14 protein-coding genes and 1 pseudogene are annotated in these 13,378 nt (G+C 74.2%); 7 read left to right on the top strand and 8 right to left on the bottom strand.

All coding sequences use genetic code 11. The annotated features are described in order from the left end of the window. Positions 1-771 (top strand): annotated as a pseudogene (locus ABD54_RS06270) (hypothetical protein); the annotation flags it as partial. A 58-nt stretch (positions 772-829) separates the two neighbouring features. Here ABD54_RS06270 and ABD54_RS06265 read toward each other — a convergent pair. Then, positions 830-2,374 (bottom strand): PQQ-binding-like beta-propeller repeat protein, encoded by a 1,545-nt coding sequence (locus ABD54_RS06265; protein WP_047868478.1) that lies wholly within the window; start codon positions 2,372-2,374, stop codon positions 830-832. Positions 2,375-2,483: 109 nt separating this feature from the next. Further along, positions 2,484-3,104, bottom strand: a complete 621-nt coding sequence (locus tag ABD54_RS06260) for a YigZ family protein (protein WP_047868477.1) — start codon at positions 3,102-3,104, stop codon at positions 2,484-2,486. A gap of 79 nt (positions 3,105-3,183) precedes the next feature. On the opposite strand from ABD54_RS06260, the gene ABD54_RS06255 reads away from it, so the two are divergent. The 3 genes from ABD54_RS06255 to ABD54_RS06245 all read left to right on the top strand — a co-directional run bounded on the left by ABD54_RS06255 (position 3,184) and on the right by ABD54_RS06245 (position 5,078). After that, positions 3,184-3,882 carry a metalloregulator ArsR/SmtB family transcription factor gene (locus tag ABD54_RS06255; protein ID WP_047868476.1) on the top strand — a complete coding sequence of 233 codons (699 nt, stop codon included), beginning with the start codon at positions 3,184-3,186 and terminating at the stop codon, positions 3,880-3,882. 20 nt (positions 3,883-3,902) lie between these two features. Continuing rightward, positions 3,903-4,397 carry a DUF3291 domain-containing protein gene (locus ABD54_RS06250; protein ID WP_047868475.1) on the top strand — a complete coding sequence of 165 codons (495 nt, stop codon included), beginning with the start codon at positions 3,903-3,905 and terminating at the stop codon, positions 4,395-4,397. A 63-nt stretch (positions 4,398-4,460) separates the two neighbouring features. Then, a complete protein-coding gene (locus ABD54_RS06245; RefSeq protein ID WP_047868474.1) occupies positions 4,461-5,078 on the top strand; it encodes a superoxide dismutase family protein in 618 nt (205 codons plus the stop codon). Positions 5,079-5,121: 43 nt separating this feature from the next. Here the strand turns inward: ABD54_RS06245 and ABD54_RS06240 are convergent, their stop codons facing one another. Both ABD54_RS06240 and ABD54_RS06235 read right to left on the bottom strand, forming a co-directional pair. After that, positions 5,122-5,841, bottom strand: a complete 720-nt coding sequence (locus ABD54_RS06240) for a membrane protein insertase YidC (RefSeq protein WP_047868473.1) — start codon at positions 5,839-5,841, stop codon at positions 5,122-5,124. A 135-nt stretch (positions 5,842-5,976) separates the two neighbouring features. Then, on the bottom strand, positions 5,977-6,267 hold the full coding sequence (locus tag ABD54_RS06235; RefSeq protein ID WP_047868472.1) for a DUF6412 domain-containing protein: 291 nt from the start codon (positions 6,265-6,267) through the stop codon (positions 5,977-5,979). A gap of 232 nt (positions 6,268-6,499) precedes the next feature. On the opposite strand from ABD54_RS06235, the gene ABD54_RS06230 reads away from it, so the two are divergent. Continuing rightward, on the top strand, positions 6,500-6,817 hold the full coding sequence (locus ABD54_RS06230) for a hypothetical protein (protein ID WP_013156478.1): 318 nt from the start codon (positions 6,500-6,502) through the stop codon (positions 6,815-6,817). Between the two features lie 16 nt (positions 6,818-6,833). Here ABD54_RS06230 and ABD54_RS06225 read toward each other — a convergent pair whose 3' ends face one another. After that, positions 6,834-7,796 carry a sugar kinase gene (locus ABD54_RS06225; RefSeq protein ID WP_047868471.1) on the bottom strand — a complete coding sequence of 321 codons (963 nt, stop codon included), beginning with the start codon at positions 7,794-7,796 and terminating at the stop codon, positions 6,834-6,836. Further along, entirely contained in the window at positions 7,793-9,391 is a 1,599-nt protein-coding gene (locus tag ABD54_RS06220; RefSeq protein ID WP_047868470.1) for an amidohydrolase family protein, read from the bottom strand. Before ABD54_RS06220 ends, ABD54_RS06225 begins: the two co-directional genes overlap by 4 nt. A 183-nt stretch (positions 9,392-9,574) precedes the next feature. Here ABD54_RS06220 and ABD54_RS06215 point away from each other — a divergent pair, with 183 nt between their 5' ends. Then, complete coding sequence (locus ABD54_RS06215) at positions 9,575-9,955, top strand: RidA family protein (RefSeq protein ID WP_047868469.1); 381 nt, start codon at positions 9,575-9,577, stop codon at positions 9,953-9,955. A gap of 67 nt (positions 9,956-10,022) precedes the next feature. Here the strand turns inward: ABD54_RS06215 and ABD54_RS06210 are convergent, their stop codons facing one another. Together ABD54_RS06210 and ABD54_RS06205 are read right to left on the bottom strand one after the other, a co-directional pair. Beyond that, positions 10,023-10,679, bottom strand: coding sequence for a cyclopropane-fatty-acyl-phospholipid synthase family protein (locus ABD54_RS06210; RefSeq protein WP_047868481.1), 657 nt, complete (start codon positions 10,677-10,679; stop codon positions 10,023-10,025). 107 nt (positions 10,680-10,786) lie between these two features. Continuing rightward, positions 10,787-11,404, bottom strand: coding sequence for a TetR family transcriptional regulator (locus ABD54_RS06205; RefSeq protein ID WP_047868468.1), 618 nt, complete (start codon positions 11,402-11,404; stop codon positions 10,787-10,789). Positions 11,405-11,610: 206 nt separating this feature from the next. Here ABD54_RS06205 and ABD54_RS06200 point away from each other — a divergent pair, with 206 nt between their 5' ends. Beyond that, entirely contained in the window at positions 11,611-13,377 is a 1,767-nt protein-coding gene (locus ABD54_RS06200; RefSeq protein WP_047868467.1) for an MDR family MFS transporter, read from the top strand. The last annotated feature ends 1 nt before the right edge of the window (position 13,378 follow it).

The raw sequence follows: 13,378 nt of genomic DNA, 5'->3' as shown, positions 1-13,378 counted from the left end.
GGAGCGGCCGCGCGGCGGCGCCGGGCCGCGACGGACCTGATCGCCTCCGACCCCGACGCGGCGCGGCGGGCCGGGACCGCGCACGCCGAGCTGGTCGGCGCGCCCGCCGACGTGCCCGTGCGCCCCGTAGCCATGCTGACCACGCCTTCGGAGACGACCGCCGTGGTACCCGCCGGGGCGACCCCTCCGGCCTCCTCCTGGCGCGCCGTGGACACGACCACCTGGCGCTACGGCAGCGGCCGGTCGTCGGCACCGGTGCGCTTCGGAACGTCCGTGCACACCAAGACGGGGGCCGCGCTGCGGGGTGTGCTGGTGTGCCTGGGGCAGAAGGAGGGGACAGACGCCCTGGTGCACGTCGACTTCACCCGGGTGCGCGGGCTGCTGGCGGTGGACGGGGACCCGGAAGTGGCCGCCGACGCGGTGCGCGTGGTCGCCGACGGACTGCACGCGGCGGGCCTGCGGGTACGGGTACTCAGGCAGGGGCGCCCCCTGCGCTCGCTGGTCCCCGACACGGTCCCGGTCGTGGCGGCCCCGGACCCGATCCACGGGCTGGACCCGGGAACGGAGGCGCCGACGGTCGTGGCGGTCCCGCGCCCGCTGGGCCAGGCCGACGAACACGTGCTGACGAGCCTGCCGCCGGACGTGATCGTGGTCGCCGCGGGCTCCTCGCACGCCGCGCGCTGGCAGTGGGAGGCCTTCGACGACGGCACGGTGCACACGGGCGCACTGGGGATCGACGTGGTCCTGCGGATGGCCGAGCCCAGGGGCTGAGCCCGCCGCACCGGCGCCCGGAGGCCGCCGAGGGGGCGCCGCCCCTCGGCGTCGCCGGTCAGCTGGCCTCGTCGTCCGGAGCCCCGGAACCCTGCGCGTCGGAGGGCTCCCCGGACTCCCCGTGGGAGGGTTCGTCCGGAAGGGGCCCGTAGACGAAGCGCTGCCGGTCGTGCACGAGGATGGCGTGCCCGCTCTCGGTGACCGCCTCCACGTACGCCGGGAGTTCGTCCTCGACCACGTCCATCGTGACGGCGTCGAGCACCAACTGCCGGTCCTGTCCGCCGCTGGCGCGGGAGTCCCCGTAGACGAGGCCGTCGAAGGCGAAGGCCGGGGAGATCGACCCCGCATCCTCCTCCAGGCCCCACAGGACCTCCCCCCCGGACAGGTCGACCGCGACCACCGGCGCGGCACCGCTGGCCTGGGGCAGCAGGAGGGTTCCGGTGGCCCCGTCGTAGAGGCTGCCCGCGACGCCGTCGGGGGCGAAGGCCCCGGCGACCGGGTTCGTGCCCGGCTCCTCCAGGGTCCACAGGAGGTCGCCGGTGTCGGGGTCGTGCGCGGAGAGGGTCGAGGGCGCCTCGGACAGGGCCCAGCGCAGCACCAGGACATCCTCGCCTCCGGGCTCGTCCTCCCCCGGTTCCTCCCCGTCCTCTGCGCCCTCCCGGTCCCCGGTGCCCTCGGACGCGGACTCGCTCGCGGTCTCCGACCCGCTCTCGTACCCGGTGGCGGAGTCCGGCCCGGGAAGCGTGTAGAAGCCGATCACCTGCGGCGCGGGAACCGGGGATGACGTGGGCAGGCCCAGGTCCTCGTCCTCACCGTCCACCGTCCACAGCTCCTCGCCCGCGGTGTCGGCGCCGACGGAGCGGGCGTGCAGGACGGGGCCTCCGGTGGCGAGCAGGACCAGGTCCTCGCGTGCGGCCACGGGCACGCCCAGGGCCGGTTCCACGGGCTCCCCCTCGGCCCCGGACCCCTGCTCCTCCTCGTCGGACCCGGATTCGGCGGCCTCCTCCTCCGGCTGGGCCGGAGCCTCGAACTCGTAGTCCCACAGCTCGTCGCCCCCGCCGTCGAGCAGCGAGAACGATCCGTGGGGCTCCTCCGCGGCCCACCCCTCGGGACGGCGCACGGCGAGGCCGTCGAGGTAGGCGTCGCCCTCCCGCGCCGGTTCCCACAGCAGCTCGCCGCGGGCGTCGAGGACGAACGGCAGACCGTCGGCGTCCGCCATGAGCAGCACCCGCTCGCCGTCGCGGTCGGTGCCGAAGCCGTCGAGGCGGGCCGCTCCCTCCCAGAGGGTCTCGCCGGTGGCGGCGTCGTGCAGCAGGTGGCGGTCCTCACTGCCGGAACTGACCAGGAAGGCGTCGCCGACCGGGCTGATGCGCACGCCGAGGGGGTCGGCGAAGATCTCGTGGACGTCGGCGGAACCGCCGTGCAGGTAGCGCAGCACCTCGCCCTCGACACCGGGCGGCGCCTGCCCCGCGAACTCGGTGGGGACGGGGGCGGGCTCCTCGCCCGGAGGGGACGCGGAGGGTTCCGGATCACCGGTGCACGCGGCGGCCAGCAGCACCGCGAGTCCACAGGTGAGGGCCCTGGGCACCCGTGAGCGGCGCATGGACGGTTTCTCCCCACGAACGATGACGTTTACGGCAAATCCTAAGCCGCGCCGCGGCGGGCGGACACAGGGAGAGCGAGTCGTTACAGCCATGGGACGTGGCGCGGGCTCAGGGCTCCACCTCGACGACCGTGGCCCCCCGCACCTCGAACTCCGCCCTCCCGCCGGTCAGCTCGGCCAGGCGGACCTCGAACCCGGGCAGGTCGGCCTCGGGCAGGGCCACCTCGATCCGGACCCTGTCGGCGTAGGCGACGTCGCGCACGGTCAGGGAGGAGTCGCGCAGGTCGCTCTCCAGACGCCCGCCGAGCACGTAGTCGGCGAACACGTCCACGACGAGGAGTTCGCGGCGTTCCAGGACCCCGATCGCGTCCACGGCGGCGGACACCGCGTTGCCGTAGGCGCGGATCAGCCCGCCCGCGCCGAGCTTGACCCCGCCGAAGTAGCGGGTGACCACGGCGACGGTGTCGGTGATCTCCCGGCGCCGCAGCACCTCCAGCATGGGCAGCCCCGCGGTCCCGGAGGGCTCGCCGTCGTCGCTGGAGCGCTGGACCCCGCCCCGGTCGCCGAGCACGTAGGCGGTGCAGTTGTGGTTGGCGCCCCAGTGCTCCTTGCGGCGCTCGGCGATGAAGGCGCGAGCGGCGTCCTCGGTGCCCACCCTGGCCAGGGCGCAGACGAAGCGGGACCTGCGGATCTCCAGCTCGTGCTCGCCGCCGTGTCTGATCGTTCGCATGTCACCTGTTCGGCAGGGGTCGTGGTCGTCCACCAGTGTCCCACTGCGCGCCGCACCGGGCCGCGCCGACAATGGGGGCATGGACGACTCCTCGATCGACGCCGCGCAGGCCCTCGCCGACCCCGTGCGCCGCAGGCTGTACGAGTACGTGGCCGCGGCGCGCGGAGAGGTCGGCCGCGGCCAGGCCGCGGACGCCCTCGGCATCCAGCGCACCCTGGCCGCGCACCACTTGGACCGGCTGGCCGACGCGGGCCTGCTGGAGGTGGCCCGCCGCAAGGTGAGCGGCCGCGAGGGGCCGGGGTCGGGCCGTCCGGCCAAGCTGTACCGGCGGGCGGACCGGGAGCTGTCGCTGCACCTGCCGCCGAGGGACTACGAACTGGCCGCGCACGTGCTGGCGGAGGCGGTGGAGCGGCACGGGGCCGAGGAGGCCCTGCACGCGGCCGCCCGCGAGGAGGGCCGCCGGATCGGCGCGGGGCACCGGGAGGAGCCCCTGGTGGAGCTGCTGCGGGCCCGGGGCTACGAGCCCGAGGAGGGAGCGGCCCGCACCCCGGGGGACGGCTCCGGGCCGGACGGGGCACCGGAGGAGGACGGCGGCGTGCGGCTGCTCAACTGCCCCTTCCACACCCTGGCCCGCGCCTTCCCCCCGCTCGCCTGCGGACTCAACCTGGAACTGCTGCGCGGCCTGCTGGAGGGACGCGGCGAGGACGGCGCGGGGGCACGGATGGACGCCCGTCCGGGCCGGTGCTGCGTGGTGATTTCCAAAAACAACGATCATTGACATAGAAGACCGGCCGTGGTCTGCTGTCTCCCGTGAACGAGACCTCCCCCTCCGGGCACCACCTCGCCCAGATCAACGTCGGCGTACTCAAGGCCCCCCTCGACGACCCCTCCATGGCGGGCTTCACCGCCCGCATCGACCCGATCAACGCGCTGGCCGACAGCGCCCCGGGGTTCGTGTGGCGACTGGTGGAGGAGGGCAAGGAGGACGCGACCGGCCTGCGGCCCTTCGGCGGCGCCCTCCTGATCAACTACTCCGTCTGGCGGGACGTGGAGTCGCTGTGGAACTTCACCTACCGCAGTGAGCACCTGGAGCTGCTGCGCGGGCGCCGCGAGTGGTTCGAGCACCTGAGGGAGGCGTATCTGGTCCTGTGGTGGATTCCCAGCGGTACGATCCCCACTGTCGAGGAGGCCGGAAGGCGCCTGGACCTGTTGCGCGCCGAAGGCCCCACCCCCGGGGCCTTCACCCTCAGGTCGCCCTTCCCGCCCCCGGCAGAACGCGCTCCGCACGCCTAGTCATCCCTCGGGTACCTTGGGTAGTCTTGCGGGCGACCGCTGAGAGCAACCGGGAGTTCCGTCATGCGCATCACACCGCTCGCCGTCGGCCTGGCACTGACCGCGACCCTCGCCACCGGTTGCGCGCGGTCCGACACCGCGGAGGACGACGGCTCGGCCGCCCAGGAGTCCCCGCAGGCCTCGCCCAGCGCCTCGCCCAGCGTGACCGCGTCGATCTTCCTGCCGCCCGGCGAGGGAGCGGGCGCCATCACCTACGACGAGACCGCCGTGCCCGAGGGAGCCACCTCCGACGTGCAGGTGCGCACCCAGGACGGGCAGACCCACGTGCAGTTCACCGGCACCAGCCTGGAGGGGGACCGCGACTTCGGCGCCCACGTGCACACCCGGCCCTGCGGCGACGACCCGGCCGACGCGGGCCCCCACTACCAGAACGAGCCCGACCCGGCCGCCACCGAGGACGAGCCCTCCAGCGACCCCGCCTACGCCAACCCCGGGAACGAGGTCTGGCTGGACTTCACCACCGACGACGACGGCAACGCCCGCGCGAGCAGCACCGTGGACTGGGAATTCCGCGAGGGCGAGGCCCGGTCGCTGGTGCTGCACGAGCACCACACCCACACCGGTGAGGGCGAGGCGGGCACGGCGGGCGACCGCCTGGCCTGCGTCAGCGTGGACTTCTGACGGACCGGCGGTCCCCGGAGCGCTCCGGGGACCGCGCCACGGCTCAGTCCGGGACGACCCGGCGCAGCAGGAGCCGCTCCCCCAGCGCCCACGCGCTGGAGGTCAGCAGGTACAGGCCCGCCGCCAGCGGCACGAACGCGGCGACCGCCACGGTCGTGAACTGCATGTAGGTCAGGAGCCCGGGGAGCCGGGGCCGGCCCGGGTCGGCCTCGGCGCCCGCCCGCATCGCGGGCAGCATGAGGTACCGGCGGTTGGCCCAGGCCGCGAGGGCGATCAGGCCCAGGAGCACGGCGAACACGGGAGCCGCGGACGCCCCGCCCGCGCCGCCCAGCAGGGTCGCGCCCAGTTCGACGCCGCCGAAGGTGTGCGCGAGCATCGCCTCCTCACCGCCGCCCGCGCCGATGAACACGCCGTAGAGGGCGATCATGACGGGGACCTGGGCGAGGGAGGGCAGGCAGCCCGCCAGCGGGGAGGTGCCCGCCTCGGCGTAGACCCGGCGCTGTTCGGCGACGAGCCGTTCGGGGTTCCCGCGGTGCCGGGCGGTGATTTTCGCCAGTTGCGGGGCGAGGCGCGCGCGTGCCTTCTCAGCGCGGACCTGCACCACTCCGAGGGGGACGAGCAGGAGGCGCACGGCCACGGTCAGGGCCACGACGGCCAGCCCGGCGGCCAGGCCCCCGGCGAGGGGGGCGAGCAGTGAGGTGAGGGCGGACAGGACGGTCGAGAGCAGGGTCATGGCGGCCGAGATCGGCCCGAGGCTGTACAAGGCGGGAAGGCCCTTCGTCCGGTGGGAGGGGGACAGACGTCGGGCCGCTCGTGACCGCGCCCGCGCGAGGCGGAGCGCGCGTCCGGGGCGCGGCGCGCACGCGCGCACGCACACCGGAGTGTGTCGGAAAAGGGGTCAGCGAGCGGCCGGAAGGGCCGCGCCGGGGGCTCTGGGACGGGGCCGTCCCGCCGCGTCGGGGTCACACAGGGTGAGTACGGGCAGGCGCGCGGACCTGCGGCGCATCGCGCGCACCGCTCCCGAGGCGGCGTCGCGCGCCGGGCAGGCCCAGGTGCCGCGGAGGACGTACCAGGCGACGGCCGCGCCGACGGCGGCGACCAGCAGCGCCAGGGAGCCGGGGACCGGCAGGAGTTCGGCGGGGACCGCGCCCAGCATGAGGAACTCGAAGAACGCGAGAAGGAGGTTCACGACGCCCTCACCTCCCCGTTCCGGTCGAACCGCATTGTATGCGCGGCGGCGGCGCCCCACAACGCCCGGACGCGCCCCGGGGCTGACGGCGGCGGTCGCCGGACGCAGAAATCCGCCGACACTCCGCCGGGGCTCCTCTCGGTTCTCGTGAAGCTGTAGCTAAATGACACAGAGTAACCAACTCCGTGCTCGCCGGGAGCCCCGTGCGGGCCGGCAGAGAAGGGGAGTTACCGTGCCGATCCGCCCTGCGAACCTCGCCACCATGTCCGCCACCATCGCCGGAGCGATCGCCGGGCTGTCGAGCAGACAGGACCAGGCTCCCCCGGTCCGGGTCACCTTCGAGTCCGGCTACCAGCAGACCGTGGAGAACGGGGGCTGCCGCACCCTCAAGACCGGGCAGGGGGGCGTCACCGGGATCTCAACGGAGAGCAGGGTCAAGTTCGCGCTCTTCGCGGGCACGAGCTGCCAGGGCAGCCGCGCGCTGGCCTCGGGACACGGCTCGGTGAGCTTCGGCGACCCGGTCCTGGCGGGCGCCATCGTCATCGGTTGAGGACCGGTGCGGGCGCTCAGGCCCCCGCGGAGCCGCGGATGAGGGCCGCGTCCGCGGGCGGGGCCTCCAGGACGTCCCCGGGCGAGCGCAGCACCGCGCCCGCGACCGCGTGGCCCAGCCGCAGCCGCTGCTCCACGGACAGCCCGTCGAGCAGGCCGGACAGGAAACCGGCGGCGAACGCGTCGCCCGCGCCCACCGCCTCGACCACGTCCACCGGCGGTGACGGCACGAACACCGCGCCCTCGGAGTCGAAGCAGGTCGCGCCGTGCTCGGCGTCCTTGACCACCAGGACCGGCACCTCGGGCAGCACCGCCCGCACGTCCTCGGCCGCCGGGGTGCCCCACAGCCGCTCGGCCTCGTCCCGGCCCACGAAGACCACGTCGGCGCGGCGGGCCAGGTCGAGCAGTACCGGCGCGGCGGTCCTGGCCCCCCACAGGGCGGGCCGGTGGTTGACGTCGAAGGAGCGCAGCGCGCCGTTCCCTGTCCGCCGGTCCAGCAGGTGCTCCACGAGCGCGGCGGCCCGCGCGGACAGGGCCGGGGTGATGCCGGACAGGTGGACCACGCCGGGGTCGCGCGCCCACACCCGCTCGGCGTCGGCGGCCGACAGGGCGGAGGCCGCCGAACCGGCGCGGTAGTACAGCACGCCCGCGCCGCCGGGACCGGTGTCCTTGACGTACAGGCCGGTGGGGCGCTCGGGGTCCACCTCCACACCGGTCACGTCCGCGCCGCCCCCGGCGACGGCGCCGGTGACGATGCGGCCGAAGGGGTCGTCGCCGACCCGGCTGACCCAGGCGGCGGCGTGCCCCAGGGCCGCCAGGGCGACCGCCACGTTGGACTCCGCGCCGCCGGTGCCCACGACCAGCTTCGTTCCGGCCGCGAGCGCCTCGGGCGAGGCGAGCACCGCCATGGTCTCGCCGACGCAGACGGCGTCGGCACTGCTGGTCGGCCCGCTCCCCGAGGGGGTCGGGTGCTCGCTCATAGGCGGTTCCTCCGGACGGATCGGCCGGGCAGGCGGTCGGTGCGACAGCCGTCCCGGACGGTGAAGTCTCCCGACACGAGGACGTGGTGGATGCCCCGGGGGGCCAGGCGCGGTTCCTCGTAGGTGGCGCGGGCGTCCACGGTGGCGGGGTCCAGGACCACCAGATCGGCGACGGCGCCGACCTGGATGACGCCGCGGTCGGTGAGGCCGAGTCTACGCGCGGGCCGGGAGGTGAGGTGGCGGACGCACTCCTCCAGCGTGAGCACGCCGAGTTCGCGCACGTAGTGGCCAAGGTAGCGGGGGAAGGTGCCCCAGCCGCGCGGGTGCGGCACGGCGCCGACGAGGATGCCGTCGCTCCCCGCGGTGTGGGAGCTGTGTCGCATGATGGTGCGGATGTTCTCCTCGTTGCCCACCTGGAGCAGGCAGCCGCTGCGCAGCTCGTCGGACACGAGCAGCTCCATGTAGAGGTCGCCGGGGAGGCGCCCGCGCGTGCGCGCGAGGTCGGCGACGGAGGATCCGACGGCCCAGGAGAGCCCGGGGTCGGCGACGCCGGTGACGACGATGGCGGACCAGTCCATGGGGACCCCGTGGTTGCCGTCGGTGCCCTCCTCCTCGATCTCGCGCAGGACGCGAGCGCGGGTGGGGGCGTCGCGCAGGCGCTCCAGGGTGGCCGCGGTGCCGCCGACCTGCACCCAGCTGGGCAGCGGTGCGCCCAGGTGGGTGGCGCTGGCCCGGTAGGGGTAACTGTCGAGGGTGACGTCGAGGCCGTAGTGGACGGTGGCCTCGTCGATGGCGTCCAGGACCTCGGGGGCGCGGCCGCGGTTCTGCGGGAAGTTGACGTGGCAGTGCGCCAGGTGCAGGGCGACCTGGGCGCGGCGCGCGATCTCCAGGCACTCGCGGTAGGACTCCACGACCCGGGAGCCGTAGTTGCGGTGGTGGGGGCAGTAGTAGCCGCCCGCGGCGCGGACGGGTCCGAGGAGGGCGACGATCTCGTCGTCGGTGGCGTACATGCCGGGGGTGTAGGTCAGGCCGGCGGACAGTCCGTGCGCGCCGTCGGCCATGCCCCGGGCGACGATCCGGCGCATGCGGTCGAGTTCGTCGTCGGTGGGCGGGCGGTCCTCGCCGCCCAGGACGGCCATGCGCACGTTGCCCTGGGGGACCAGGACGGCGGCGTTGACGGGGGCGCCCGCGTCGATCCGGTCGAGGTACTCGCCGACGGTGCGCCAGGAGTGGTCGAGGTCGGGTCGCCCGTTCCACGCGGCGAGCTGGGCGCGCAGCTCCCCGGCGGTGTCGTCGGTGACGGGGGCGTAGCCGAGCCCGTCCTGGCCCAGGACCTCCAGGGTGACGCCCTGGAGGGTCTTGGCCTCGTGCGCGGGGTCGGCGAGGAGGGCCAGGTCCGAGTGGGAGTGCATGTCGACGAACCCCGGGGTGACCGCGAGCCCCTCCACGTCCACGACGGTGCCCGTGGTGCGCGCGCCGCCGGGTGGGACGATGCGGGCGATGCGGCCGTCGCGGAGGACGAGGTCGGCGCGGCGGGTGGGACCGCCGGTGCCGTCGACCACCAGTCCGCCGGTGAGTACGGTCTCGGAATGCACTGTTCCTCCGTTCGACGTACCGGCCACTCCGGTGCGGCGCGCGGCCGACCGGTGTCCGGTGTGGCCAAGATACGCTGCCCGGAAGAAAATTGGTAACTTTGTTGCCAGTAAAGCGCCCGTGAAACGGCACGGGCACCGGCGCGCGCACGCGCTGCCGGAGCAGACCAGCGAAGGAGTCCACGGATGTCCAAGAAGGCGGTCCGCACCGACAAGGCCCCCGCTCCGGCCGGGGCGTACAGCCAGGGAGTGGTCGCGGGCGGGTTCCTGTACACCGCGGGCTTCGGCCCGCAGGAGCCCGAGACCGGCCGCGTGGCCCCGACCGTGGGCGAGCAGACCGCCCAGGTGCTGGCCAACATCTCCGCCGTGCTGGCCGAGCACGGCCTGACGCTGGACGACGTCGTGAAGGCGACCGTCCACCTGGAGAACCTCAAGGCGGACTTCCCGGAGTTCAACGCCGTGTACGAGGAGCACTTCAGCGCCCCCTACCCCGTGCGCACCACAGTGGGCTCGGACCTGGCGAACATCCTGGTCGAGATCGACGTGGTGGCCAAACTGCGGGACTGAGCCCCGCCCGGGCGGCCGGGGCCCGTCCGGGCCCCGGCCGTGCCGCGCCGCCTCCGACCGGCCCCGGTCAGGCCCCGCGTCGGGCGCGGACCACCAGGTCGTGCACGGTGAAGGTCTCCTCGCCGACGGCCGCCTTCCCGGTGCGGACCTCGTCGGCCAGCACGGTCCACTCCCGCCGGGGCAGGGCCGCCACCACCTCGTCGCCCGTGTAGAACAGGTCCGGGTCCGGCGGGCGGGGCACGCCCTCCTCCAGGTCGCGGGGGTGGTGCGCGACGACCAGGAGTTCTCCCCCGGGCGCCACCGCCGAGGCCAGCTCGGCGAAGAACCGCGCGCGCCAGCGCTCGCGCAGGTGCATGAACTGCGAGGTCACCAGGTCGAACGCGCCCTCCTCCGGGGACCAGCGGGTCACGTCCGCCCGCTTCCAGGTGATGCGCCCGGGCACGTCCCCGCCCCGCTCGCGTGCGTGGGCGGCTCCCTTGTCCAACGCCACGGTCGAGATGTCGAGCGCGGTCACCCGCCAGCCCCGTTCGGCCAGCCAGATCGCGTCGGCGCCCTCGCCACTGCCCACGTCCAGCGCCCGTCCGGGTTCGAGGTCGGCCGCCTCGGCGACCAGATGGCGGTTGGGCCTGCCGCTCCAGATCCGTTCCCGTGAGCGGTAGCGCTCGTTCCAGAAGTCCTCGCCCATCTCCTCGGGCAGGGAGTCCGCCGCGTGTTCACCGGTCATGTCGACCACCTCCGCGCCCCACTCTCCACGCGCGGTCCGCGGGGCGCGACGTTCTTTGCCGTCCCGGCAAAACGTGTCGTCCGCCCGGACGGACGGGGCCGCCGTGGTCACCGGCCCCCCGACGCGTCCCCGTCCCCTTCGGCGAAGTCGTCCAGGCACAGGTCCAGCAGCGCCTGGACCCGGTCCGTGAGCCGGTCGCGGTCGAGCGCGCGCAGCGCCGTGGCCCCCTCGACCACGCGCACCCGGGTCAGCCCCAGCATCACGGCCGAGAGCAGCGAGGCGTGCGCCCGGCCGTCGCTCCCCCCGAGGTAGACCGTCAGCGGGTCGATCATCGCGCTGGTGATCCGTCCCTGGTAGACCGCCTGGAGGTCGGGGTCGCCCGCGGAGTCGTCCAGAGCGCGCTGGAGCGCGGTGGCCTCGCCGTGCAGACGGCTCACCGCCTGCTCCGCCAGGCGCCGGGTGAGGGTGGCGGGCTCGCCCTCGATCAGCCCGGGGAAGACGCCGTCCTCGCGCAGGAGCTCGGTCAGCAGCCCGCTCTTGGCGCCGAAGTAGCGGTTGATGAGCGCGACGTTGACCCCCGCGTGCGCGGCGATCATCCGCGACGACACCGACCCGTAGCCCTCGTTGGTGAACAGCTCCTTGGCGCTGGCCAGAATGCGGGCTCTGGTGGCCTCCCGGCCCCGCGTCGGCCCGGGGCCGCCTCCGGTTTCCTCCGGACGGTCCATCTGCGTACCCCTCGGCGGCTGCGAACTGGCGGTCAGGACTCCAGGTTGACACTTCCGGAGAACCGTCGCATACCGAAACGTGCGGAGAGATATCGATTTGACAGGTCAACAGTGTTTACATATACCTGGGAACAGGACGACGCCCCCGGCAGCACGCCGCGGGGCCTTTCGCGCGTCCACGATCGGGGGCTTGTGTGGAACAGTCGTTGCGTGGAGGAGCCGGAACCGGGGAGACTCCCCCGGGCGTCGAACCCCGAGCGGTCGCGCGAACACGGACCTCCGATGATCCTCCCACCGGGACACCGCTGACGGAGGCCCCGAACGGGAGCGCCCCGGCCGAGGACGCCCCCGAGGCCTCCTACGCGGCGGGCGCCCCGGTCGGCTCCGCCGACGGCCAGACCCCCGAACTGCCCTCGCGCCGCGCGGTGCGCCGCATCATGGTCGGCCTGGTCCTGGCCATGCTGACCTCGATGCTCACCAACTCCATCGTGGGCACCGCCCTGCCGACGATCATGGGGGAGCTGGGCGGACAGGACCGCCTGGCCTGGGTCGCCACGGCCGCACTGCTCACCATGACGGCCTCCACCCCCGTGTGGGGCAAGCTCTCCGACGTCTGGGGGCGCAAGCTCCTCTTCCAGCTCGCCCTGGGCATCTTCATCGCGGCCTCGGTCGCCGCGGGCCTGGCGCAGGACATCAACTGGCTGATCGCGGCCCGCGCCCTCCAGGGCCTGGGCGTCGGCGGTCTGGCCACACTGCCCAACATCATCCTGGGAGACGTGGTCCCGCCCCGCGAGCGCGGCCGCTACAGCGGACTCATCGGCATGGTGTTCGGTGTGTCCACCGTGCTGGGGCCGCTGGTGGGCGGGTTCCTCGTGGACAGTCCGCTCGGCTGGCGGTGGTGCTTCCTCATCACCGTGCCGCTGGCCCTGTTCGCCTTCGTCGTCATCCAGTTCATGTTCACCATGCCCTCCGTCCCCCGCCGCGACGCGCCGGTGGACTGGCTGGGCGCCGGGCTGATCTTCAGCGCCGCGAGCACCGTGATCGTGCTGCTCAGCCTGGGCGGCACCCAGTTCCCGTGGAACTCGCCGCTGTCCTACGCCCTGGGTGCCGGGGCCCTCCTGCTAACGGCCGCGGCCGTGGTGGTCGAGCGGCGGGCGAGGGAGCCGATCATCCCGGCACGCCTGTTCGGCGACCGGACGTTCGTGCTGTCCTCGCTCGGATCGGCCTGCGTCGGGATGATGATGTTCGGCCTGATCATCTACATGCCGCAGTACCTCCAGATGGTGCACGGCATGACGCCGACCGTGTCGGGCCTGATGACGCTGCCGCTGGTGGCGTCGTTCCTGCTCACCTCGATCGGCTCCGGCTACGCGGTGGGCGGCAGCGGCCGGTGGAAGGCCTACCCGGTCACGGGCACGGCCCTGTGCCTGTTCGGGTTCGCCGCCCTAAGCCTTGCCTATCTGGACGCCGGGCTGACCACGGTGGTCGCGGGCCAGGTGATGGTCGGCCTGGGACTGGGCCTGTGCATGCAGATCCTGCTGCTGGCGACGCAGAGCGCCCTGCCGCTGGCGGACATGGCCACGGGCACGGCCTCCGTCGTGTTCTTCCGCAACCTGGGCGGCGCCACCGGCGTGGCCGCGTTCGGCGCGGTGATGGTGGGACGGCTCAACGGCGAACTGGCCCAGGCGTCGGCCGACGCGCGGGCCCGGGTGGCGGCGGACGCCGCGGCCGGGACCGACTCGGGGGCGCGGGAGCTGTCGGTCGGGCTGTCGGAGGCCGCCGAGGCCGCGCAGGGCTCCCCCGAACTGGTGCACTCGCTGCCGGAGCCGGTCCGCGAGGTGGTCGTGGGCGCCTTCGACCACGCCATGCAGGGCGTGTTCCTGGCGGGGATCCCCATCGCCGTGATCGGGCTGGTCACCGTGGTGTTCATGCGGGGCGTGCCGCTGAGCGGGGGCTCGGCGGCCAAGCGCTGAC

Origin of the sequence: Nocardiopsis sp. RV163 (assembly GCF_001029525.1) — a bacterium.
In the GTDB taxonomy this organism is placed as follows: Bacteria; Actinomycetota; Actinomycetes; order Streptosporangiales; family Streptosporangiaceae; genus Nocardiopsis; species Nocardiopsis dassonvillei.
The sequence above is the reverse complement of the archived record's forward strand: the minus strand, read 5'-3'. Positions and strand labels throughout refer to the sequence as shown.

Coding starts and splice junctions, on each gene's coding strand:
- ABD54_RS06265 (WP_047868478.1), bottom strand. CDS start 2,374: ATGCGCCGCTCACGGGTGCCCAGGGCCCTCACCTGTGGACTCGCGGTG.
- ABD54_RS06260 (WP_047868477.1), bottom strand. CDS start 3,104: ATGCGAACGATCAGACACGGCGGCGAGCACGAGCTGGAGATCCGCAGG.
- ABD54_RS06255 (WP_047868476.1), top strand. CDS start 3,184: ATGGACGACTCCTCGATCGACGCCGCGCAGGCCCTCGCCGACCCCGTG.
- ABD54_RS06245 (WP_047868474.1), top strand. CDS start 4,461: ATGCGCATCACACCGCTCGCCGTCGGCCTGGCACTGACCGCGACCCTC.
- ABD54_RS06225 (WP_047868471.1), bottom strand. CDS start 7,796: ATGAGCGAGCACCCGACCCCCTCGGGGAGCGGGCCGACCAGCAGTGCC.
- ABD54_RS06215 (WP_047868469.1), top strand. CDS start 9,575: ATGTCCAAGAAGGCGGTCCGCACCGACAAGGCCCCCGCTCCGGCCGGG.
- ABD54_RS06210 (WP_047868481.1), bottom strand. CDS start 10,679: ATGACCGGTGAACACGCGGCGGACTCCCTGCCCGAGGAGATGGGCGAG.
- ABD54_RS06205 (WP_047868468.1), bottom strand. CDS start 11,404: ATGGACCGTCCGGAGGAAACCGGAGGCGGCCCCGGGCCGACGCGGGGC.